The organism is Terrabacter koreensis, from assembly GCF_054783315.1.
Window position 1 is genome coordinate 215,946 of sequence record NZ_BAAGQU010000004.1, and the last position, 20,767, is coordinate 236,712.

At 72.1% G+C, this 20,767-nt stretch carries 24 protein-coding genes; 15 read left to right on the forward strand and 9 right to left on the reverse strand.

The window, feature by feature from the left end; genetic code table 11:
- Positions 1–49 precede the first annotated feature (49 nt).
- On the forward strand, positions 50–955 hold the full coding sequence (locus ACYVNR_RS03720) for a phosphoribosylaminoimidazolesuccinocarboxamide synthase (RefSeq protein WP_461048279.1): 906 nt from the start codon (positions 50–52) through the stop codon (positions 953–955).
- Between the two features lie 70 nt (positions 956–1,025).
- Here ACYVNR_RS03720 and ACYVNR_RS03725 read toward each other — a convergent pair whose 3' ends face one another.
- On the reverse strand, positions 1,026–2,663 hold the full coding sequence (locus ACYVNR_RS03725) for an HNH endonuclease (RefSeq protein WP_461046639.1): 1,638 nt from the start codon (positions 2,661–2,663) through the stop codon (positions 1,026–1,028).
- Positions 2,664–2,815: 152 nt separating this feature from the next.
- The gene (locus tag ACYVNR_RS03730) at positions 2,816–3,211 is read right to left on the reverse strand and encodes a hypothetical protein (RefSeq protein ID WP_461046641.1); all 396 of its coding nucleotides are present in this window, start codon (positions 3,209–3,211) and stop codon (positions 2,816–2,818) included.
- A 35-nt stretch (positions 3,212–3,246) separates the two neighbouring features.
- Here ACYVNR_RS03730 and ACYVNR_RS03735 point away from each other — a divergent pair, with 35 nt between their 5' ends.
- The 4 genes from ACYVNR_RS03735 to purL all read left to right on the forward strand — a co-directional run bounded on the left by ACYVNR_RS03735 (position 3,247) and on the right by purL (position 7,307).
- Entirely contained in the window at positions 3,247–3,873 is a 627-nt protein-coding gene (locus ACYVNR_RS03735) for an LURP-one-related/scramblase family protein (protein WP_045191067.1), read from the forward strand.
- Positions 3,874–3,976: 103 nt separating this feature from the next.
- Entirely contained in the window at positions 3,977–4,300 is a 324-nt protein-coding gene (gene purS / locus ACYVNR_RS03740) for a phosphoribosylformylglycinamidine synthase subunit PurS (RefSeq protein WP_045191066.1), read from the forward strand.
- On the forward strand, positions 4,297–4,992 hold the full coding sequence (gene purQ, locus ACYVNR_RS03745) for a phosphoribosylformylglycinamidine synthase subunit PurQ (protein WP_045191065.1): 696 nt from the start codon (positions 4,297–4,299) through the stop codon (positions 4,990–4,992). The genes purS and purQ overlap by 4 nt, the downstream gene beginning before the upstream one ends.
- Entirely contained in the window at positions 4,989–7,307 is a 2,319-nt protein-coding gene (gene purL / locus ACYVNR_RS03750; protein WP_461046644.1) for a phosphoribosylformylglycinamidine synthase subunit PurL, read from the forward strand. Before purQ ends, purL begins: the two co-directional genes overlap by 4 nt.
- Before the next feature lie 80 nt (positions 7,308–7,387).
- Here the strand turns inward: purL and ACYVNR_RS03755 are convergent, their stop codons facing one another.
- Together ACYVNR_RS03755 and ACYVNR_RS03760 are read right to left on the reverse strand one after the other, a co-directional pair.
- Positions 7,388–8,404, reverse strand: coding sequence for an LLM class flavin-dependent oxidoreductase (locus tag ACYVNR_RS03755; protein WP_461048280.1), 1,017 nt, complete (start codon positions 8,402–8,404; stop codon positions 7,388–7,390).
- A gap of 35 nt (positions 8,405–8,439) precedes the next feature.
- Positions 8,440–9,663, reverse strand: coding sequence for a phosphotransferase (locus ACYVNR_RS03760; RefSeq protein WP_461046646.1), 1,224 nt, complete (start codon positions 9,661–9,663; stop codon positions 8,440–8,442).
- A 65-nt stretch (positions 9,664–9,728) separates the two neighbouring features.
- On the opposite strand from ACYVNR_RS03760, the gene ACYVNR_RS03765 reads away from it, so the two are divergent.
- Entirely contained in the window at positions 9,729–9,857 is a 129-nt protein-coding gene (locus ACYVNR_RS03765; RefSeq protein WP_461046648.1) for a hypothetical protein, read from the forward strand.
- 11 nt (positions 9,858–9,868) lie between these two features.
- Here ACYVNR_RS03765 and ACYVNR_RS03770 read toward each other — a convergent pair whose 3' ends face one another.
- Genes ACYVNR_RS03770 through ACYVNR_RS03780 form a run of 3 tightly spaced genes read right to left on the reverse strand, consistent with a single transcriptional unit; the run spans position 9,869 to position 11,923 of the window.
- Positions 9,869–10,669, reverse strand: a complete 801-nt coding sequence (locus ACYVNR_RS03770) for a spermidine synthase (RefSeq protein WP_461046650.1) — start codon at positions 10,667–10,669, stop codon at positions 9,869–9,871.
- A 14-nt stretch (positions 10,670–10,683) separates the two neighbouring features.
- Positions 10,684–11,493: a GNAT family N-acetyltransferase gene (locus tag ACYVNR_RS03775; RefSeq protein ID WP_045191060.1), complete on the reverse strand. Its 810-nt coding sequence runs from the start codon at positions 11,491–11,493 to the stop codon at positions 10,684–10,686.
- A gap of 4 nt (positions 11,494–11,497) precedes the next feature.
- A complete protein-coding gene (locus tag ACYVNR_RS03780) occupies positions 11,498–11,923 on the reverse strand; it encodes a VOC family protein (RefSeq protein WP_045191058.1) in 426 nt (141 codons plus the stop codon).
- Between the two features lie 51 nt (positions 11,924–11,974).
- Between ACYVNR_RS03780 and ACYVNR_RS03785 the strand changes: the two genes are divergently transcribed.
- The 6 genes from ACYVNR_RS03785 to purF are packed head-to-tail and all read left to right on the forward strand — an operon-like array spanning position 11,975 to position 16,910.
- Entirely contained in the window at positions 11,975–12,856 is an 882-nt protein-coding gene (locus tag ACYVNR_RS03785; protein WP_461046652.1) for an LLM class flavin-dependent oxidoreductase, read from the forward strand.
- A 50-nt stretch (positions 12,857–12,906) separates the two neighbouring features.
- Positions 12,907–13,287 (forward strand): sterol carrier family protein, encoded by a 381-nt coding sequence (locus ACYVNR_RS03790; protein ID WP_045191056.1) that lies wholly within the window; start codon positions 12,907–12,909, stop codon positions 13,285–13,287.
- Positions 13,284–13,532 (forward strand): hypothetical protein, encoded by a 249-nt coding sequence (locus ACYVNR_RS03795; RefSeq protein ID WP_045191055.1) that lies wholly within the window; start codon positions 13,284–13,286, stop codon positions 13,530–13,532. The genes ACYVNR_RS03790 and ACYVNR_RS03795 overlap by 4 nt, the downstream gene beginning before the upstream one ends.
- Positions 13,529–14,737 (forward strand): CaiB/BaiF CoA transferase family protein, encoded by a 1,209-nt coding sequence (locus ACYVNR_RS03800; RefSeq protein WP_461046655.1) that lies wholly within the window; start codon positions 13,529–13,531, stop codon positions 14,735–14,737. Before ACYVNR_RS03795 ends, ACYVNR_RS03800 begins: the two co-directional genes overlap by 4 nt.
- The gene (thpR, locus tag ACYVNR_RS03805) at positions 14,734–15,321 is read left to right on the forward strand and encodes an RNA 2',3'-cyclic phosphodiesterase (protein WP_461046657.1); all 588 of its coding nucleotides are present in this window, start codon (positions 14,734–14,736) and stop codon (positions 15,319–15,321) included. Before ACYVNR_RS03800 ends, thpR begins: the two co-directional genes overlap by 4 nt.
- Before the next feature lie 26 nt (positions 15,322–15,347).
- Entirely contained in the window at positions 15,348–16,910 is a 1,563-nt protein-coding gene (purF, locus tag ACYVNR_RS03810) for an amidophosphoribosyltransferase (RefSeq protein ID WP_045191053.1), read from the forward strand.
- A gap of 40 nt (positions 16,911–16,950) precedes the next feature.
- On the opposite strand, the gene ACYVNR_RS03815 is transcribed toward purF, so the two are convergent.
- Entirely contained in the window at positions 16,951–17,889 is a 939-nt protein-coding gene (locus tag ACYVNR_RS03815) for a type IV toxin-antitoxin system AbiEi family antitoxin domain-containing protein (protein WP_461046659.1), read from the reverse strand.
- Between the two features lie 171 nt (positions 17,890–18,060).
- Between ACYVNR_RS03815 and purM the strand changes: the two genes are divergently transcribed.
- Positions 18,061–19,191 carry a phosphoribosylformylglycinamidine cyclo-ligase gene (purM, locus tag ACYVNR_RS03820; RefSeq protein WP_461046661.1) on the forward strand — a complete coding sequence of 377 codons (1,131 nt, stop codon included), beginning with the start codon at positions 18,061–18,063 and terminating at the stop codon, positions 19,189–19,191.
- A gap of 269 nt (positions 19,192–19,460) precedes the next feature.
- On the opposite strand, the gene ACYVNR_RS03825 is transcribed toward purM, so the two are convergent.
- Positions 19,461–19,655, reverse strand: a complete 195-nt coding sequence (locus ACYVNR_RS03825) for a DUF3073 domain-containing protein (protein WP_045191049.1) — start codon at positions 19,653–19,655, stop codon at positions 19,461–19,463.
- Positions 19,656–20,017: 362 nt separating this feature from the next.
- On the opposite strand from ACYVNR_RS03825, the gene ACYVNR_RS03830 reads away from it, so the two are divergent.
- Both ACYVNR_RS03830 and ACYVNR_RS03835 read left to right on the forward strand, forming a co-directional pair.
- The gene (locus tag ACYVNR_RS03830; RefSeq protein ID WP_045191048.1) at positions 20,018–20,209 is read left to right on the forward strand and encodes a BldC family transcriptional regulator; all 192 of its coding nucleotides are present in this window, start codon (positions 20,018–20,020) and stop codon (positions 20,207–20,209) included.
- A gap of 115 nt (positions 20,210–20,324) precedes the next feature.
- Complete coding sequence (locus tag ACYVNR_RS03835) at positions 20,325–20,765, forward strand: VOC family protein (protein ID WP_045191047.1); 441 nt, start codon at positions 20,325–20,327, stop codon at positions 20,763–20,765.
- Positions 20,766–20,767: the final 2 nt, after the last annotated feature.

Genomic DNA, 20,767 nt, shown 5'->3' on the forward strand with positions numbered 1-20,767 from the left:
CCTCCCCGCTGAACGCCCTGTGCCGGATCGCCTGAGCAGGTGGCAGGCTGTGCGCGTGACCGACCTACCGCTGGACCTGCCGGGCTACGAGCACATCTACTCCGGAAAGGTGCGTGACCTCTACGCGCCGCTCGACGACGCCGGCGAGGTCGTGCCCGACCAGCTGCTGCTGGTCGCCTCGAACCGGCTCTCGGCGTACGACTGGATGATGTCGCCCGAGATCCCCGACAAGGGCGCCGTGCTGACGCGGCTCTCGCTGTGGTGGTTCGACCAGCTCTCCGACCTCGTGCCCAACCATGTGATCTCCACAGACGTGCCCGAGGCCGTCGCCGGACGCGCGGTGCTGGTGCGCAAGCTCGACATGCTCAAGGTCGAGGCCATCGCCCGCGCCTACCTGACCGGTGGGGGCCTGGAGGAGTACCGCGAGAAGGGCTCGGTCTCGGGTGTCGAGCTGCCCGAGGGGCTCGTCGACGGCTCGAAGCTGCCGGAGCCGGTGTTCACGCCGACGACCAAGGCCCCGGTGGGGGAGCACGACCTGCCGATGACGCCGGCCGAGGTCGAGGCCGAGGTGGGCGCGGACGTGGCCGCAGAGGTGTCGCGGCTGACGCGGGCCATCCTCGCGCGCGGCAACGAGATCGCCTCCGAGCGCGGCATCCTCATCGCCGACACCAAGGTGGAGTTCGGCGTCTCGCCCGACGGCTCCGGGAGCCTGGTGCTGGCCGACGAGGTGCTGACGCCCGACTCGTCGCGCTTCTGGCCGGCCGACCTGTGGGAGCCGGGGCACCCGCAACCGTCGTACGACAAGCAGTTCGTGCGTGACTGGCTGACGTCGGCCGAGTCGGGCTGGGACCGCAAGAGCGGCGAAGCCCCGCCGGAGCTGCCCGCCCGCATCGTCGAGCAGACCCGCGCGAAGTACGTGGAGGCGTACGAGCGCCTGACCGGCGAGACCTTCTGACCCGGACGCCTCGCCCCGCTCGGATGTGGCCAGGCACGGGGGCGCGGCTTGACCTGGAGGTCCCTCCCGGTCAGCCGGCCTCGGCGTACTCGACCTCGACGTCGTCACGCTCGTAGACCTCGAGCCGCACGCCGCGGCGCCTCCGCAGGACCCGGCGTGCCGGCCTCGCCGCGGTCGCTGCCGTGGCCGCGGCAACGGCAGGCGCGGCCACGGTGTCAACGCCGGGCAGGACGGGCGGGGCGACCGACAGGTGGACGTGACCCGTCGGCGTCATGATCTGCACGGTGTGAGCCCGTTCGTCGTCGCCGGGCTGAGCCGCCGTCGGGGGCCCGGTGCCCTCGCGGGCCAACGGTCCACAGCTGAGCACGACGGACCGCCACCCCGGCTGCTCCTTGACGATGTTGCAGCGTACGCAGAGGCCCTGGCCGTTGCCGGCGCTGGTGGGGCCGCCTTGTGCGTGCGGCTCGACGTGGTCGGCGTGGGCGACCGGCGCGTCGCACCACGGAGTGCGGCAGGCGCCGTCACGGGCGACGACGAAGCGACGCAGGCCGGTCGGGAGCAGGCGCCGGTTGCTCTCCATGGCCACGAGGGTGCCGGTCGACGGATGCGTGAAGAGCCGTCTCACCCACACCCGCGCAGCGTCCCCGCCGCCCGGCGCGCGCCGCGTCAACAGCTCGCGGGCCCAACCGGCGGGGACCGCGCCGTAGCCGGGGACGTGCGCGGCGGTGGCATCGCCGTCGAGCAGTGCTCGGTCGGTGATGACGACCTGCACCTCGACGGGCACGGTGTCAGCCCTGCTCTGGCCGGTCACGAGCTCGACGAGCGTGTCGGCCATGACCTGGCCCTTGCCGCGCTGGTCGCCGGATGCCTTCGCGGACAGGGCTGCTCGGCTCAAGGCTGCATGAACGGCCACGGCCTGGGCGACGGGAAGGACTGCCGAGACCAGGGCCATCGTGTCGGGGACGGGGCGGATCGTCACCCGCCGCTCCGACTCCGCGATGCGGCACCGCTCCACGGCGGCAGCGGCATCGAGTCGGTCGGCGCAGGCACGCACCCGGCGCTCCAGCTCGCGATCGCCCCACGCACCGATGCCCGCCCTCGGATCGTCCGGTAGGAAGTTGACACCGACGACCTCGTCGTCGACTCGAGCACGCAGCTCCGGCCGCAGGTGGCTCGTGGCCCGGACGACGAGTTCGGCGCGACGCTCGTTGAGCGCCCCTGCAGACAGCGCCTCGAGGGTGCGCGGCAGGTGCCTGACGAGGCTCACCGCCGCGCTCGCGAGGCGGGACCCGCGGTTGGGCGACTCGTGCCGGGCCAGACCGACCTGCGCTGAGACGCTCGTGCTGGAGAGCATCATGCGCCGGGTCGCACGGGAGGGCCGTGCCTTGTCTCGCCCGACGCCGTCGTGGCCGGAGTGGTCGGTCCCCAGCTCCATCGAGCGAGCGCGGTCACGGGCCAGCACCCAACCGTCGAAGTCGCTGGCGTCGGAGCACGCCTGAGCCTCAGCACGAAGCCGCTCGGCGGCTTCCGACTGGGACGCGACGAAACGCTCGGTGAGTCTCACCTGTGCGGCCGCGCAGGCGGCCTTGAGCCGCTCGAGTTCGTCGATCGCGGTGATGGTCGAGGCGTCGTCGAGCACGTGGGCGCCTGGGACATCGGGGCAGCTCGCCCTGATCCCGCTCACCGCCTCCGTCAGCTCCTCGAACACGTGTTCTACTCTAGGTGATTTTGCCGACATGCTCAAGAGGTTGTCCACAGTGAATCAACCTGGCGCACAACAGATTTGCGTCGTTACCTCACGCTCCAACCCTTCGCCGACGCCGCTGCCGACGCGCTCGAGTGGGGTCGCGGCCGCGTCGGCTACTGGTTGCTCCCCGAGGGCGCGGACGCCCTGATCGTCGCCCACGTCAGCACGCGGTGCTCCGTGGCCGGCAGCAGGTGCAGCGGCTCACCCGGGCTCACCCGCATGATCGCGTGATTCGCGGCCGGGTCGACACCGACGAAGGTCTCCACCGTCGTCAGGCCGACCCTCTCGAGCTCGAGCCGCCCGTCGTCCACCACCTCGACCCGGGCGGACCCCACCACCGGCTCACCCGCCACGACGACGTATGCCGCCCTCCCGAGCTCCTCGACGTCGGCCGCACCCGGCGGGAGCGGACTGATGCCCACCTCGGCGAAGACCTCGTCGGCGGCTGCCTCGACGGCAGGAAGGGCAGTGAGGTCCTCCGGTCCGGCGGGGCGCACGGGGTGGGTCACCGGGCCAACCCTGCCACCCGGCATACGCTGGCGGCATGACCGAGCCCGTTGCCGACCGCGCGCCCCTCGAGGCCGAGCGCTACGTCCTCCGCCAGAAGCTGACTCTCATGGTCAACCGCTACGAGATCTTGCGCGCCGACGAGAACGGCAACGAGCTCGGCCTGCTCTGCTTCGCCGAGCAGAAGCGGATGACCGCCAAGGAGCAGGTCACCTTCTTCACCGACTCCGCCAAGACCCACCCGCTCTTCGGCTTCAAGGCGCGCAAGCGCCTCGACCTCGGCTCCGGCTACGACGTCACCGACAGCCAGGGCCAGCCGATCGGCTGGTTCAAGAAGCAGTTCAAGGCCTCCCTCGTGAACTCGACCTGGACGCTCGGCCTGCCGGACGGGCGCGAGTTCGTCGGCCGTGAGCGCAACGCGAAGGTCGCCGTCGCCCGGCGCGTCTGGGAGCTCGTGCCGGTGATCGGCGAGATCCCGGTCCCGTTCCTCTTCCACTTCGACTTCGTCGCGCCGGACGGCTCGCTCGCCCTCAGCTCGACGAAGAAGGCGTCGGTCAAGGACGTCTACCACGTGACCCTGCCGGCGCTCGGCGACGGACGTCCGATGGACTGGCGCGTCGGCATGTCGATGGCGGTCGCGCTCGACGCGCTCCAGTCGCGCTGAGACGTGGTCGGGCGCGTGCGTGGCGCCCGATAGACTCGGGCCCGTCCCGAGGGACCCGAGGGACGCCACCATCGCCCATCCAGCGCAGGGAGAAGCACCACTGATGGGAAGCATCGTCGTCGACGTCATGCTCAAGCCCGAGATCCTCGACCCCCAGGGACAGGCCGTCGGCGGCGCCCTGCCACGGCTCGGGTTCGACGGGTTCACCGACGTCCGTCAGGGCAAGCGCTTCGTGCTCACCGTCGACGGCGACGTCACGGACGAGCACCTGACGGCTGCTCGCGAGGCGGCCGAGACCCTCCTGTCCAACCCCGTGATCGAGGACGTCGTCTCCGTGCGCGTGCTCGACGGCTCCGAGGAGGGTGCCGAGGACGGGGCCGAGGACGGGGCCGACGGCAAGGGCGAGTCGGAGGACGGCGAGCAGTGAGGATCGGCGTCGTCACGTTCCCCGGTTCCCTCGACGACAGAGACGCGGCGCGGGCCGTGCGGGAGTGTGGCGGCGAGGCCGTCGCGCTCTGGCACGGTGACGCCGACCTCAAGGGCGTCGACGCGGTCATCCTCCCGGGCGGCTTCTCCTACGGCGACTACCTGCGCTGCGGTGCGATCGCCCGCTTCGCACCGGTCATGGACGCCCTCGTGCCGGCCGCCAAGGGCGGCCTGCCCGTGCTCGGGATCTGCAACGGGTTCCAGGTGCTCACCGAGAGCCACCTGCTCCCCGGCGCCCTGATCCGCAACGACCACCGCAAGTTCAACTGTGTCGACCAGCGGCTCGTCGTCGAGAACGCCTCGACGGCCTGGACCTCCGACTTCGAGGCCGGCCAGGAGATCACGATCGTCCTCAAGAACGGCGAGGGCGGCTACGTCGCCGACGAGCGCACCCTCGACGAGCTCGAGGGCGAGGGACGCGTGGTCTTCCGCTACGTGACCGACGCCGAAGGTCGCAACCCCAACGGCTCCTACCGCGACATCGCCGGCATCACCAACGAGCGCGGCAACGTCGTCGGGCTGATGCCGCACCCCGAGCACGCGGTCGAGGCCGGCTACGGCCCGAGCCTCGACGGGCGCGGCTTCTTCACCTCGATCATCACGCAGACCCTCGAGAGCGCGGCCAACGCATGAGCGACACCCAGACCGTCCAGCAGGCGCCCGCGGCGCCGGTCCTCGACACCGTCGAGCACGCGGCCGGCACCCCCGACGTCGAGCAGCCGTGGGCCGAGCTCGGCCTCAAGCCCGACGAGTACGCCAACATCCGCGAGATCATCGGGCGCCGCCCGACCATCGCCGAGCTCGCCATGTACTCCGTCATGTGGAGCGAGCACTGCTCCTACAAGTCGAGCAAGATCCACTTCAAGCTGTGGGGCGAGAACACCACCGACGAGATGCGCGAGAAGCTGCTCGTCGGCATCGGTGAGAACGCCGGCGTCGTCGACATCGGCGACGGCTGGGCCGTGACCTTCAAGGTCGAGTCGCACAACCACCCGAGCTACATCGAGCCCTACCAGGGTGCCGCGACCGGCGTCGGCGGCATCATCCGCGACATCATGTCGATGGGTGCCCGCCCGATCGCCGTCATGGACCCGCTGCGCTTCGGCAACCTGCACCACCCCGACACGCAGCGCGTCCTACCGGGCGTCGTGGCGGGCGTCGGTGGCTACGGCAACTGCATCGGCCTGCCCAACATCGGCGGCGAGGTCGTCTTCGACGACTGCTACCAGGGCAACCCGCTCGTCAACGCCCTGTGCGTCGGCGCGATGCGCGTCGAGGACATCCACCTCGCCAAGGCGTCGGGCGTCGGCAACAAGGTCATCCTCTTCGGCGCCAAGACCGGCGGCGACGGCATCGGCGGTGTCTCGGTGCTCGCGTCCGAGACGTTCGACGAGGGTGGCCCGACGAAGCGCCCGGCCGTCCAGGTGGGTGACCCGTTCGCCGAGAAGGTGCTCATCGAGTGCTGCCTCGACCTCTACAAGGCGGGCGTCGTCGACGGCATCCAGGACCTCGGCGGCGCCGGGCTCTCCTGCGCCACGAGCGAGCTCGCCTCCAACGGCGACGGCGGCATGCAGGTCGAGCTCGACCTCGTGCCCCTGCGCGACGCGAGCCTGCAGCCGCAGGAGATCCTCATGTCGGAGTCGCAGGAGCGCATGATGGCGGTCGTCGAGCCGAAGCACCTCGACGAGTTCATGGCCATCACCGACAAGTGGGACGTCGAGGCGACCGTCATCGGCGAGGTCACCGACGGCGAGCACCTCGTCATCACGTGGCACGGCGAGACCATCGTCGACGTGCCGCCGCGTTCGGTCGCGCACGAGGGCCCCACCTACGACCGCCCGCTGGCCCGGCCGGCATACCTCGACGAGCTCAACGCGTCGGGCGCGGCCTCGCTGGGCCGGCCCGAGACCGGCGACGACATCCGCGCCCAGCTGCTGACGCTCCTCGGCTCGCCGAACCTCTGCGACAAGTCCTGGATCACCGACCAGTACGACCGCTACGTCCTCGGCAACACGGCGCTCGCGCAGCCCGACGACTCGGGTGTCGTGCGCGTCGACGAGGAGACCGGCCGGGGCGTCGCCGTCTCGACCGACTGCAACGGCCGCTTCGCCAAGCTCGACCCGTATGCCGGCGCGCAGCTCGCGCTCGCAGAGGCCTACCGCAACGTGGCCACCGCCGGTGCGGCGCCGCTGGCCGTGACCGACTGCCTCAACTTCGGCTCGCCGGAGGACCCGGGTGTCATGTGGCAGTTCCGCGAGGCGATCCGCGGCATCGCCGAGGGCTGCAAGTTCCTCGGCATCCCCGTCACCGGCGGGAACGTGTCGTTCTACAACCAGACCGGCGACGTCGCCATCCACCCGACGCCCGTCATCGGCGTGCTCGGGGTCATGGACGACGTCTCGAAGCGGTCGGGCTCCGGCTTCCGCTCCGAGGACGCCCACGTCTACCTGCTCGGCACCACCCGCGACGAGCTCGACGGCTCCGAGTGGGCGCACGTCGTGCACAAGCACCTCGGCGGGCACCCGCCGAAGGTCGACCTCGCCGCCGAGCAGGCGCTGGGTCGCGTGCTCGTGGAGGCTGCGCGTGCGGGCATCGTCGAGGCGGCCCACGACCTGTCCGAGGGCGGGCTCGCGATCGCGCTGGCGGAGGCGTGCATGCGCCACGGCGTCGGCGTCACCATCGACGGCCTCGACCGCGTCGGTGTCGATGACGAGGGCAACGCGCTCGATGCCTTCACGGCGCTCTTCTCCGAGTCGAGCGCCCGCGCACTCGTCGCCGTGCCGGCCGGCCACGCTGCCGAGCTCGAGGCCCTGCTCGGCGACGTGCCGCACGCGCGCATCGGCGTGACGGGCGGCCGCGACCTCGAGGTCACCGGCGTCTTCACGGCGTCGATCGCCGAGCTGAAGGCGGCGCACGAGTTCACGCTTCCGGCGGTCTTCGGGGCCTGAACCCCGACCCGTTGCACGAATGCCGAGCGGCGAGCACCCACAGGGGTGCTCGCCGCTCGGCGTCTCCGGACCCGCGGGCTTCAGCGCCAGCCGAGCCCGGGCGCCACGTGGGTCAGCAGGCTCTCGATGACGTGCGCGTTGTAGTCCACGCCGAGCTGGTTCGGGACCGTGAGCAGCACAGTGTCGGCGGCCGCGATCGCGGAGTCCTCGGCGAGGTCACGCACGAGCTGGTCTGGCTCGCCGGCATACGTCTTGCCGAAGCGAGCGAGCCCGCCGTCGAGGTGCCCGACCTGGTCCTGGCTCGCCGTCTCGCGGAGGAAGTACTGGCGGTCGAGGTCGCTGACGATCGGGAAGATGCTGCGGCTCACCGAGACGCGCGGCTCACGCTCGTGGCCGGCCGCCTTCCACGCGTCCCGGAACATCTGGATCTGCTGCGCCTGCAGCTCGTGGAACGGCACGCCGGTGTCCTCGGTGAGCAGCGTCGAGCTCATGAGGTTCATGCCCTGCTCGGACGTCCACTCGGCCGTCGCGCGCGAGCCGGCGCCCCACCAGATGCGGTCGCGCAGGCCGGGGGAGTGTGGCTCGATCGGCAGCAGGCCGGGCGGGTTCGGGAACATCGGCCGCGGGTTGGGCTGCGCGAAACCCTCCCCGCCGATGACGTCGAGGAACGTACGCGTGTGGTCGCGTGCCATCGACGCGTGGTCGTCGCCCTCGGGCACGTAGCCGAAGTAGCGGAAGCCGTCGATGACCTGCTCGGGCGACCCACGGCTGATGCCGAGCTGCAGCCTGCCGCCGGAGATGAGGTCGGCGGCACCGGCGTCCTCGGCCATGTAGAGGGGGTTCTCGTAGCGCATGTCGATGACCCCGGTGCCGATCTCGATGCGGCTCGTGCGCGCCCCGACAGCGGCCAGCAGCGGGAACGGCGACGCGAGCTGTCGCGCGAAGTGGTGCACCCGGAAGTAGGCGCCGTCGGCGCCGAGCTCCTCGGCTGCCACGGCGAGGTCGATGGACTGGAGCAACGCGTCCGACGCCGAGCGGGTCTGCGAGTGAGGCGAGGGCGTCCAGTGTCCGAACGAGAGAAACCCGATGTTCTTCACAGGGCCTGCAACGTCGGCGGCCACCGAACCCTTCCTCAGGCGTGGCGCCCGGCCGGTGCAGCCGCCACGGCCTCGGTCTCGTCGACGAGGTCGAGCACGAACTCGGCGATCCGGGCACGCTCGGCCGCCTGCTCCAGCAGGTCGGGCGCGGCGGCCTTCCCCTCGTCGCCGCCGCCGTCCCTGCCGTCCCTGCCGGGCTGCTCGAAGAGGCCCTCGAGCATGAACGACGAGAAGCCCGTGAAGATGAGCATCTGGAGGGCGTGCGCCCGGCGGACGACGTCGAGCGGCAGGTCGCAGCCCTCGTCGCGCAGGCCGTCGACATATGCCGGCAGGCAGCCCTGCTCGACGGCCGGCAGCGTCGCGGCGGGTCGCCGGCCGATCTGCACGTCGCCGAGCAGCAGCTGGCCCAGGTCGAAGCCGATCGGCTGGGTGCTCCAGAAGCCGAAGTCGATGAGGACGAGGTCGTCGCTGCTCGCCTGCACGAGCAGGTTGTTGGTGCACGCGTCACCGTGCGCGGTGCCGTCGGGCACGGTCTCGAGCCATTCGACGTGCTCGCCGACCCGGTCGAGGTGGGCAAGCAGGCGACCACGCAGGGGGGCGTCGAAGGTGGCGGCGAGGACGGGGTGCTGCCACAGCTCGTCGGCGCGCAGCAGTGGCACGACCTGGCCGGCGAGCCGGCCCTCGGCGTACGAACGGACGCCGCGCCGACCGTCGGCCTCGCCGAGGGAGGAGAGCGGACGCACGTCGGGGCTCGCCGCCAGCCGGCCGAGCAGGCGCGCGGCACGGGCGAGCTGCTCGACCGGCCAGTCGGACTCGACCACGTCGACCTCGCGCAGCCAGATGACCGTCGACAGCTCGTCGACCGGGCGCACGTCGACGGCGCCGGCCATCGTCAGACCGTCGGGAAGGCGCTCGCCGAGGTCGGAGGCGTAGACGAGCGGCTCGGTGCGCCAGGGCACGCCACGCTCGGCCAGCTCACGCATCTCGGGCGGCACGAACGCGAAGTACGGCGACCTGCTCCACGACTGCACGAGCTTGACGAAGAACCTCACGGACGCCGGTCCGTCGGGGGTCTCCAGGTCGGCCGTCACCCACCATCGGCCGCCCGTGGTGATGGCGTCGAGGTCGTAGTCGACGACCTCCGCCCGGGACCCGGCGAGACGACAGTCGGCCTCGTCGAGCGAGAGGGCCGCGGCCGCATACGCCAGGAGCTGCTGGTCCGGCACGTCGGCCGAGCCGAGGATCGTTCGGTCGCTCATCTGCGCCCTCCGCCGTCCGCGAGGTGGGAAAGTGGCATTCCCCCTGCCGATGGTGAAGTCACTTCATGACCTCGGTCAACGGTGTCGTGGACGAGGAGCACCTCCCGCGGCTCGTGGGCAGCCTCTTCGTGCAGGTGCGCGCCGTCCTCGCCGCCGAGCTCCGAGCAACACTCGCCGAGCTCGCGCGCGGCTGACGACCACGTCTCTAGCGCACCCGCCAGCGGCCCGCCTCGGGTGGGGCGGGGCTCGGCTCCCCGGCCTCCCCGAACGGGCGCGCCCCGGCGACGAGTCGGGTCAGAGCCACCCCCTCACGCAGCCCCGTGGGCAGGTTCGCACGGGCGACCTCGCGGCGCAGTGTCTCGACGGGCAAGGGCGATGCGCTCGCGACGAGCACCGAGTTGCCGAACCGGCGGCCCTTGAGCACCTCGTGCGTGGCGACGAGCGCCACGTGCGGCAGCACGGTCGCCACGGTGGCCACGAAGCGGGCGACCCAGCGCAACCCGGGCTCGTCGGCGAGGTTCCAGAGCGCCACGCCGCCCGACCGAAGCACCCGCGCCACCTCGTGGGCGTATGCCGTCCCGGCGAGATCCGCGGGCACCCGGCCGCCCGCGTAGGCGTCGGTCACGACGACGTCGGCGGACTCCGGCTTCAGCGCACGAATCCCGGTGAGCCCGTCGACGGGGCGCACCCGGATGCGGTGGCGCCGGGGGAGCGGGATCGCCGTGCGGACGAGATCCGTCAGCTCGGCATCGGGCTCGAGCACGATCTGCGGCGACCCGGGCCGCCTGGCCTCGACCCACCGCGGCAGGGTGAGGCCGGCACCGCCGACATGGGTGACGCCGAGAGGTCCGGGCGGCAAGGCGTCGATCGCGAGGGCCAGGTGCTGCACGTACTCGAAGACGAGCAGGGTCGGGTCGTCGAGCTGGACGTGCGACTGCGGCGACCCGTCCATGTGCACGGTGACTCCGCCGCGCTCGTCCCACTCGAGCGAGACCCGCTCTGTCACAGGGGGTTCCGGGGTCACGACGGCGGCAGGTCGAGCACCAGCGTGCGCTCCTCGCCGTAGCGGTTGAACCCGATGCGGCGCAGGATCGGTGACGACGTGTCGACGACGCCGTGGGTCAGGCCGAGCGTCGCCCCGGCCGCACGCGCCGTGCGCAACCGCGCGTCGAGGACGGCGCGGTAGGCCCCGCGGCCACGGAGCGAGCTGTGCGTGCCACCGCCCCAGAGACGGCATACGTCGTCGGCGAGCGTGTAGCCCCCCGAGCCCGCAGGTCGGCCGTCCACGTAGGCGACCCAGCGCCCGGACGAGTCGTCACCCAGGCCCTGCTGCACCTCGAGGAGCGATGTCGCGATCTGGTCGTCGGTCGGTTCGGCGCCGCCGAACGCGTCGTTGCCCACGGTGACGGCGTCGCGCACCGTCTGCTCGTCGGTGACGCGGCGCACCTCGACGTCGGCCGGGACCGCGAGGTCGGGCAGGTCGCCGTCGAGGGGGAGTGCGAGCACGTCCATCCGGTCGAGGACGCCTGCCCCGCGCGACACCAGCTCCGGTTCGAGACCGGACGGCCGTGTGAAGTCGGACACGCGCCACCAGAGGCGGTCGCGGCCCCACCCCCGTGCTGCGTCGCAGATCTCGTCGACGAGCTCGGCGGGGTCGCGGTCGGAACCGAAGACGCGAGCCGACGTCGGCGTCAGGAAGTAGTCGGGGTAGGCGACGACCAGGTACTCGTCGGTGCGGACGTGCGGTGCGCCGTCGGGCACCCAGCTCCACTCGTTCGAGGCGGCGAGCACCGCCGCGGCGTCCCAGACGCGGTCGGCCTGTCGTGTCATCGGTTCAGGAGCCCATGGCAGTGGTGCCGTCGGACAGGACGGGGGAGATGAGGCCGAAGACGTTGCCGTCGGGGTCGTGCAGGTAGGCGAGGCGTCCGACGCCCTGCATGTCCGAGGGCGCCAGCGCCTCCGACCCGCCGAGCTCGAGCCCCTTGGCGAAGAGCCCGTCGACGTCGTCGACCGCGACGACGATGTTGGCGCCGTTGACCGGTCCCCCGACCTCCGGCTTCGGGCCCTGCCGCTGGGTGAGCCCGCCGTTGATGCCGTGACCGGCGCCGCCCTGGTTCATCGCCTCCTCGCCCGTGGTGATCGACCAGTACGGCATGTCGCCGAACTGCTGGAACGACCAGCCGAGGAGCGAGGAGTAGAAGTCGACGAGGCGCTCGGGGTCCGAGGCGTGGATCTCGAAGTGGACGACGAGGTTGGACATGAGGACTCCTTCGCGAGGGCTGCTGCTCCCGAAACTACTACCGTCGGGGGCATGCGTTTCGGTCTCACGATCCTGCCCGAGCACTCCTGGTCCGTCGCCGAGCCGATGTGGCGCGAGGCCGACCAGATGGGCTTCGACCACGCGTGGACCTTCGACCACGTGACGTGGGGCGGACTGCCCGACTCGCCCTGGTTCGGCGCCGTGCCCACCCTGGCGGCCGCCGCGGCCGTGACCGACCGCATCGGCCTCGGCACCTTCGTGTCGTCCCCGAACAACCACCACCCGGTCCAGTTCATGCGCGAGGTGCTGGCGCTCGACGACATCTCCCGCGGGCGCTTCCTGCTCGGCGTCGGGGCCGGTGGCGACGTCGACTCGCGCATCATGGGCGAGGACCTGCCGCTGCGCGACCGCACGGCACGGTTCCACGAGTTCACGTCGCTGCTCGACCGGCTGCTCCGCGAGGACCACGTCGACGCCGAGGGTCGCTTCTACGGCGCCCGCGACGTGCGCACCCTGCCCGGACCGGTGCGCGGCGGCGACACCGGCAACCGGGTGCCGCTCGTCGTGGCGGCCAACGGCCCCAAGGCGATCGGACTCGCCGTCGAGCGCGGCGACGGCTGGATGACCTACGGCGGCAACGTCGACACCGACGAGGAGTGGTGGGCGCTCGTCGGCTCGCTCTGCGGGCGCGTCGACGAGGCACTCGCGGACGCCGGCCGCGAGCCGTCCGACCTCGACCGCTACCTCAACCTCGACTCGGCCCCGACGTTCACGCTCTCGAGCGCTGACTGCTTCGAGGACGCCGTGGGCCGCGCGGCCGGGCTGGGCTTCACCGACGTCATCACCCACTGGCCGCGTCCGAGCGACCCGTACCGTGGCACGCGTGACGTCCTCGACGAGGTGGTCGCCGACGTGCTGCCACGGCTGCGCTGAGGTAGCGGCCACCTGCCGGCGCCGACACCGGCCGTCGCTAGCCTTGCCGTATGCCGCCCCGCCGACGCACCCCGATCGCCGACGGTCACGCCGCGCTCGAGGCCTGCCGCGCCGCCGGTTGGGCGGCCGACCGGCGCACGACGGCGACCGCCGTGCGCTACACGCTCGAGGAGCTCGCCACCATCGCGCCCGGACGCACCGTCGAGGTGCGCGTCCCGCCACACGGTGCCGTGCAGTGCATCGAGGGCCCGGTGCACACGCGCGGCACGCCGCCCAACGTCATCGAGACCGACGCCGCCACGTGGCTGCGCCTGGCCGTCGGCGACCTGTCCTGGGACGAAGCCGTGGGTGGCGCGCTCGTCCGGGCGAGCGGACAGCGGGCGCACCTCGAGGGGCTGCTGCCCATCGCCTCGCTTAGGGTGGGCGCGTGAGCCAGACGCCGCACGACTCCCGACCCGAGCGCCCCCGCATCCCGAACTTCAAGCGCTTCCTCATCACCGGCGCGGTCCTCGGTTTCGTCCTCGGTGCAGCCCTCTCGCTGATGGGCGACCGGGTGCAGGGCTACTCCGAGACCACCGGCGCCCTCTACATCGGCGCCCTGGGCGCCCTGCTGGGCACCGGCCTGGCCGGCGTGCTCGGCATCCTGCTCGACCGGTCGGGTCGCGACCGGTCGTGACCGACCCGGCGGGTGACCGCGGCCCGAGCGCCGGACCCGACGCCGGACCCAACGTCGGACTGCGTGCCGGACCGCTCGCCGGGGTCCGGGTCGTCGAGCTGGCCGGCATCGGGCCCTCGCCCTTCGCGGCCATGCTGCTCGCCGACCTCGGGGCCGACGTCATCCGCGTCGACCGCCCGGGCGAGGCGTCGCTGCCCGTCCCGCTGGCCCCGGAGGCCGACGTGCTGCGGCGCGGACGCCCGTCGGTGCTGCTCGACCTCAAGCACCCCGACGGACTCGCGACCGCTCTCGCCCTCGTCGAGAAGGCCGACGTGCTCGTCGAGGGCTACCGGCCCGGCGTCGCAGAGCGCCTCGGCCTCGGCCCCGACGACTGCCTGGCCCGCAACCCCGCCCTCGTCTACGGTCGGATGACCGGCTGGGGGCAGGACGGCCCGCTCGCGCACGCCGCCGGTCACGACATCGGCTACGTCGCCATCACCGGCGCCCTGCACGCCATCGGCCGCGCCGGTGGCCCGCCGCAGGTGCCGGTCAACCTCGTCGGCGACTTCGGCGGGGGTGCCCTCTACCTCGTCGTCGGGGTTCTCGCAGCCCTCCTCGAGGCGCGCACCAGCGGTCGCGGCCAGGTCGTCGACGCCGCCATCGTCGACGGCACCGCGCACCTCTCGGCGCTCGTCGTGAGCCTCGTCTCGGCCGGGCTGTGGTCCGATCGGCGCGGCACCAACCTGCTCGACTCCGGCGCCCCGTTCTACGACGTCTACGAGACGAGCGACGGCGGCTGGATGGCGGTCGGCCCGCTCGAGCCGGCCTTCTACGCCGAGTTCCTGCGCCTGCTCGGGCTCACCGAGGCCGCGCCCGACCGGCTCGACCCACGCCGGTGGCCGGCGCTGAGAACCCTGCTCTCAGACACGTTCCGCACCCGCACCCGGGCGCAGTGGGTGACCGTCTTCGAGGGCACCGACGCCTGTGTCGAGCCCGTGCTCTCCTACGCCGAGGCGCCCGCGCACCCGCACCTGGCGGCACGCGGCACCTACGTCGAGCACCACGGCGTCGTGCAGCCGGCACCGGCACCGCGCTTCTCCCGCACCCCCGCGACACTGGCGACGCCGCCGTCCGCGCCCGGTGCCGACACGCGAGCGGCACTGTGCGCGTGGGGGATCGACGACGTCGACGCGCTGATCGCCTCGGGGGTCGCGACGCAGCCATGAGGCTCTTCGTCGCCGTCGTGCCACCCGACGAGGTCCTCGACGACCTCGAGGAGCACGTCGCACCGCGACGCGAGGCCGGCCCCGAGGTCCGCTGGACCGACCGCCACCAGTGGCACGTCACGCTCGCCTTCCTGGGAGCAGTGCCCGAGGCGCGCCTCGACGACCTCACCGACGCACTGGCCCGCTCGGCCGGTCGGCGCGACCCCCTGGTGCTGCAGCTCGCCGGCGCCGGCGCCTTCCCGAACCCGTATGCCGCCCGCGTGCTCTGGGCGGGTGTCGAGCAGGTGCGCGGTGACCTCGGTGCGGTCGCACACGGCATACGCAATGCGGCGTCCTCGGCAGGTGCGACACCCGACGGCACCCGCTTCCACCCGCACCTCACGCTGGGGCGCTTCCACCGCCCGACCGAGGCGACCCGGTGGATCCGGTCGCTCGAGGCCTGGGAGGGGCCGGCGTGGCGGGCCACCGAGCTCGCCCTCGTCGAGTCGCACCTGGGGGAGGGGCGCGGGCGGCGGCCGCGCTACGAGGTGCTCGCCGCGCTGCCGCTGCGCGCCCGCCCCGGCGACGGACCGCGGCCGGGCTGACCCCGCCCGTGTGGGACACTGGGGCAGTGGCACGTGGCGACGGTCGACTTGGTCATGACCTCATCCCCGGCGAGAAGGGCCCGCAGGACGCCTGCGGGGTCTTCGGCGTCTGGGCTCCCGGAGAGGACGTCGCGAAGCTGACGTACTTCGGGCTCTATGCGCTGCAGCACCGCGGCCAGGAGTCCGCGGGCATCGCCACCGGCGACGGCGAGAAGATCCTCGTCTACAAGGACATGGGCCTCGTGTCGCAGGTCTTCGACGAGACGGCGCTCAGCTCGCTGCGCGGCCACATCGCCATCGGACACACGCGCTACTCGACGACCGGTGGCTCCACGTGGGAGAACGCCCAGCCGACGCTCGGCGGCACCGGCCACAGCACGCTGGCCCTGGCCCACAACGGCAACCTCATCAACACGGTCGAGCTCAAGGCCCTCGTCGACGAGCACTTCGGCGGCGCCCGCGTCACCGGCGAGCTCGCGCGCGGCAACACCTCCGACACGGCCCTCGTCACGACGCTCCTGTCCGCCGACGAGGACAAGACGCCCGAGCAGGCCGCGCTCGAGCTGCTGCCCAAGCTGCGCGGCGCCTTCTCGTTCGTCTTCATGGACGAGACGACCCTGTATGCCGCCCGCGACCCGTGGGGCGTGCGTCCCCTCGCGCTCGGCCGCCTCGAGCGCGGCTGGGTCGTCGCCTCCGAGACCGCCGCGCTGCAGACGATCGGCGCCGCCGTGATCCGTGAGGTCGAGCCCGGCGAGCTCATCGTCATCGACGAGGACGGCCTGCGCTCGCACAAGTTCGCCGAGCCCCAACCGAAGGGCTGCGTCTTCGAGTACGTCTACCTCGCACGGCCCGACGCCGTCATCCGCGGCCGCGTCGTGCACGAGGCGCGCGTCGAGATGGGCCGCGTCCTGGCGCGCGAGCACGCCGTCGACGCCGACCTCGTCATCGGGGTGCCCGAGTCGGGCGTGCCTGCGGCCGTGGGGTACTCGCAGGAGTCGGGCATCCCCTTCGGCCAGGGCTTCGTCAAGAACGCGTACGTCGGACGCACCTTCATCCAGCCGTCGCAGACGCTGCGCCAGCTGGGCATCCGGCTCAAGCTCAACCCGCTCGAGCACACGATCCGCGGCAAGCGCCTCGTCGTCGTCGACGACTCCATCGTGCGCGGCAACACGCAGCGCGCGCAGATCCGCATGCTGCGAGAGGCCGGCGCGCTCGAGGTGCACGTGCGCATCAGCTCGCCGCCCGTGCAGTGGCCCTGCTTCTACGGCATCGACTTCGCGACGCGTGCCGAGCTCATCGCGACCGGTCTCGGCGTCGAGGAGATCCGCGCCTCGATCGGTGCCGACTCGCTCGGCTACATCTCCGAGGAGGGCATGATCGGCGCGACCAACCAGTCGCCGGCCGAGCTGTGCACCGCCTGCTTCACCGGCAAGTACCCCATCGAGCTGCCCGAGGACGGCCACATCGGCAAGCACGTGCTCGAGACGCTGCCGCTGTCGGTGCGCACCGGGCACGACCGCTCGGTCGACGTCGAGGGCGTCAGCCTCGGGGTCGGCGTCGGCGGCGAGAGCGCCCTCCAGCACCCCTGACCCCCGCGAGACGCTTCCTCCGGTTCGATGTATTCGGCGGTCACCCGTGACCGCGTAGTACATCGAATCGGGCGTCGAGGTGACGGTGACCCGCCGCGACCTGGTCGAGAAAGCGATCCGGCTCGAGCCGCAGGCCGATGACGTCGATCCTCAGCACCCGGTCTCCGGTGAGAACCAGGTCGTTCTGGCGCAGGTTGTCGAGCATCACGTTCAGGCCCTCGCGGTGCTGCGCCCCGTCGATCTCGACGACGAGCCCGCAGCAGTCCCAGCGGACGTCGAGGTAGATCCGGCCCCGACCCCCGTGGCGCACGACCTGCCGACTCGGTTCTGGAAGGCCGCGCTCTCTGCACCGAGCCGCGAAGTCGAGCTCACCCAGCGACTCGACACCGCAAGCGATGTCGCGCACGACCGCACGGACGAAGGCGCGACGCGTCCGACCGCGTACTGAGCGCTGCGCAGCAGCCAGCAGCCCGGGACTCGTCAGCCTCTGTTGTGCCGTCATGAGCAGCACGAGCGCCGCCTGTCTGTCGGAGGCGGCCCAGTGCGCAGCCCTGATCGCGGCCACGGCGGGGCGGACGCGGGGTGGGCCGGAGTCGAGCACCTCGCCGGGCACCCGGCGGATGATCTTGTGCACGACGACGCCTGAGACCTGCGTCGTGTTGTGGTTGTGCTTCGCGGAGACGTGCACCCTTCCGTCGGCGAAGCCGGTGAGCCCAGCCGCCTGCAACGCGCTGACCCCGTCGAGCGCCGCGATGGATGCGCCCACCTCCCACACCGCCCTCCAGCGGCTGGCGACGACGTCGAGGGGCGCCGTGTGCACTGCAATGGTCTGACCTCCGTGCCGCGCCCAACGGCCGGACTCGATGGCGCGCCGCACGTGGATCTCGGTGATGCCCGCAGCCGCGAGCTGGCTCCGGGACACGACACCGCCTTGATCCGCTGCGAGGGCGCGTGCACGAGCGAGACGGTCCTGGTCCATGGCCCGATCATGGGCCGCCCGACCCTTCCGCCGCACCGGCGTCGACGCCGCCTGTGGAAAACCGCCCCCGGGTCGATGTATCCCGCGATCACCGGCGACCGGCGAATACATCGAACCGGGGGAGGGACGGGCGTCAGGGGGGTCTGGCTCGGCGGCCGGTAGGGTGGGTGCGTGAGCGACGCCCCCATCACGTATGCCTCGGCCGGAGTCGACGTCGAGGCGGGTGACAAGGCGGTCGAGCTGATGAAGGCGTCGGTGCGGCGCGCGACCCGGCCCGAGGTGGTCGGAGGACTGGGCGGCTTCGCCGGGATGTTCGACGCGAGCGCCATCGCGCGGATGACCCGCCCGATCCTCGCCACGAGCACCGACGGCGTCGGCACCAAGGTCGCCATCGCCCAGGCCCTCGACGTGCACGACACGATCGGCTTCGACCTCGTCGGCATGGTCGTCGACGACATCGTCGTCTGCGGGGCCGAGCCGCTCTTCATGACCGACTACATCGCGACCGGCAGGGTCGTGCCCGAGCGCATCGCCGCCATCGTCGGCGGCATCGCCCGCGCCTGCGAGGAGGCCGGCGTCGCCCTCGTCGGTGGCGAGACCGCCGAGCACCCCGGCCTGCTCGAGCCCGACGAGTACGACGTCGCCGGCGCCGCCACGGGCGTCGTCGAGTATGCCGCCGTGCTGGGTCCGCAGCGCGTCGCCGACGGTGACGTCGTGGTGGCCCTCGCGAGCAGCGGCCTGCACAGCAACGGCTACAGCCTGGTGCGCCGGGTCGTCGAGAGCGCCGGCTGGGCCCTCGACCGCCACGTCGACGACTTCGGCCGCACCCTCGGCGAGGAGCTGCTCGAGCCGACCCGCATCTACACCAAGCCGCTGCTCGAGATCATCGGCGACGCCGGCGTCGACGTGCACGCCCTGAGCCACGTCACCGGCGGCGGGCTCGCGGCCAACCTCGCCCGAGTGCTGCCCCACGGCACGTTCGCGCGGGTCGACCGCACCACGTGGACCCCGCCGGCCGTCTTCCGCACCGTCCAGGGCCTCGGTCGCGTGCCGCAGGCCGACATCGAGCGCACCCTCAACCAGGGCATCGGCTTCGTCGCGGTGCTGCCCGAGGCGCACGCCGACCGTGCGATCGAGCTGAGCGAGGCGCGCGGCATACGGGCGTGGCGTCTCGGCGAGGTGGCGACCGAGGAGCGTGCGCAGGCCGACGGGCTCGTCGCCCCGGACGCGGAGGTCGTGCGCGGAGCGAAGGGCGTCGACGGCGGCGCCGTGCAGGTGGTCGGGCAGCACCCGACGGCCTGACGTCGCGGGCGAGGCCTGCCGGCCGCAGCGGGCCATCGCCTTCCCATCCCTTACAGCCTCGAGCCCACCACCTCGACCGGGCAGCGCTGCGCGACAACGTCGCTCGCGCCGTCACCCCGTTCGGCGGTTGGTCACAGGATCGGCCGGATGGCATGACCGAGCCCGCCCACCGCATCGGTGGGCGGGCTCGGCCGTGTGAGGGCAGCACCGACCGCGCGCCGGGTGCGAACACCCGACGCACGAGGTGCAGACGGAAGAGGAGGGTGAGCTCAGCGCTCGCCCGAGGCCCACTTCCCGTATTCGTCGTACTCGTCGTCGTCGACGGATCGCGGCTGGTTGGACGTGTCGCGTTGCGACGGCCCGTGCAGCTCGCGCTCCAGCGCGCTCAAGTCCGTGTCAGGTGTGTAGTACTTGAGCTGCCGTGCGACCTTGGTCTGCTTGGCTTTGGCTCGGCCGCGCCCCATGGCGTGACCCCCTCGTGCGTCGTGCCGGGACGGCATCGCTCCTCGGAGAACCGGGTGGTTCTTCGATGTCCGCGTAGCGGCCCCGGGAATGTGTGTGTTCTCGTGGGGCTAACGCTACATGAGAGAGGCAAATCCTGCGCCCGCCGGACCCCCTCCTCGGCGTCGCGTCGCGAGCCGCCGTGGGCCGTGCCCTCCGGGCTCGCAACCCCCATTACACCGCCAGGTGCGAAACGGGGACGATTTGACTCTTTTCTGTGATTAACCGCCATTGGGCGAGTCCAGACTTTACTCTTGCTTTACCGAGCCCCGCTTGGGGCGATGCGTGTCGCTGCACCTAGCGACAGGGTGGTGGGGATATGACAATGACGACTCAGGATCGACACGAGACCGAGAAGCTGCTGACACCTGCCGAGGTTGCGGCACTCTTCAGAGTGGACCCCAAGACGGTCACTCGCTGGGCCAAGGCAGGCAAGCTGACTTCGATCCGGACCCTTGGTGGGCACCGGAGGTACCGCGAGTCGGAGGTACGCGACCTTCTGGGTGGCGGGCACTGACCGGCACCGACCGGCACCGACTCAGACGCTGGTTGGGGGCATCCAGCGCCACAAGCAGGGGAGGGACACCACGGTGTCCCTCCCCTGACTCGTTCGACCTCATATCGTGGCGGGCATGACGACTCGTCCGGACCTGTCCGCCGTCACGCTCGGGGTCCGTGACGTCGAGGCATCACGCGCCTTCTACGTCGACGGCCTCGGCTTCCGTCAGGTGCTGCACCTGCCGGGTGAGATCTGCTTCGTCCAGGCCGCGCCGGGGCTGCTGCTCGCGCTGTGGGACGTGTCGCAGCTGCCGAGCGAGTACGGCGACGTCGCCCACGGCACGGCGGCGCCGCCGATGTCGCTCGGTCACAACGTCGAGCGGGCCGAGCAGGTCCAGGAGCTGTATGCCGCCGCCCTGGCTGCCGGGGCGACGTCCGTCACGGCCCCCGCCGTACGCGAGTGGGGTGGGTCGAGCGCCTGCGTGGCCGACCCCGACGGGTTCCGGTGGGACTTCGTGCACAACCCGAACTTCCGCGTGGACGCCGACGGGACGGTGCACCTCGGCGAGGCCTGAGC

Bases quoted from the DNA above. Each gene is read 5' to 3' on its own strand.
- ACYVNR_RS03760 (WP_461046646.1), bottom strand. From the start codon at position 9,663: ATGAGCGACCGAACGATCCTCGGCTCGGCCGACGTGCCGGACCAGCAG.
- ACYVNR_RS03775 (WP_045191060.1), bottom strand. From the start codon at position 11,493: ATGACACGACAGGCCGACCGCGTCTGGGACGCCGCGGCGGTGCTCGCC.
- ACYVNR_RS03815 (WP_461046659.1), bottom strand. From the start codon at position 17,889: ATGGACCAGGACCGTCTCGCTCGTGCACGCGCCCTCGCAGCGGATCAA.
- purL (WP_461046644.1), top strand. From the start codon at position 4,989: ATGAGCGACACCCAGACCGTCCAGCAGGCGCCCGCGGCGCCGGTCCTC.
- purS (WP_045191066.1), top strand. From the start codon at position 3,977: ATGGGAAGCATCGTCGTCGACGTCATGCTCAAGCCCGAGATCCTCGAC.
- ACYVNR_RS03830 (WP_045191048.1), top strand. From the start codon at position 20,018: ATGACGACTCAGGATCGACACGAGACCGAGAAGCTGCTGACACCTGCC.
- ACYVNR_RS03835 (WP_045191047.1), top strand. From the start codon at position 20,325: ATGACGACTCGTCCGGACCTGTCCGCCGTCACGCTCGGGGTCCGTGAC.
- ACYVNR_RS03735 (WP_045191067.1), top strand. From the start codon at position 3,247: ATGACCGAGCCCGTTGCCGACCGCGCGCCCCTCGAGGCCGAGCGCTAC.
- ACYVNR_RS03790 (WP_045191056.1), top strand. From the start codon at position 12,907: ATGCCGCCCCGCCGACGCACCCCGATCGCCGACGGTCACGCCGCGCTC.
- ACYVNR_RS03785 (WP_461046652.1), top strand. From the start codon at position 11,975: ATGCGTTTCGGTCTCACGATCCTGCCCGAGCACTCCTGGTCCGTCGCC.
- ACYVNR_RS03825 (WP_045191049.1), bottom strand. From the start codon at position 19,655: ATGGGGCGCGGCCGAGCCAAAGCCAAGCAGACCAAGGTCGCACGGCAG.
- ACYVNR_RS03780 (WP_045191058.1), bottom strand. From the start codon at position 11,923: ATGTCCAACCTCGTCGTCCACTTCGAGATCCACGCCTCGGACCCCGAG.
- ACYVNR_RS03765 (WP_461046648.1), top strand. From the start codon at position 9,729: ATGACCTCGGTCAACGGTGTCGTGGACGAGGAGCACCTCCCGCGGCTC.
- thpR (WP_461046657.1), top strand. From the start codon at position 14,734: ATGAGGCTCTTCGTCGCCGTCGTGCCACCCGACGAGGTCCTCGACGAC.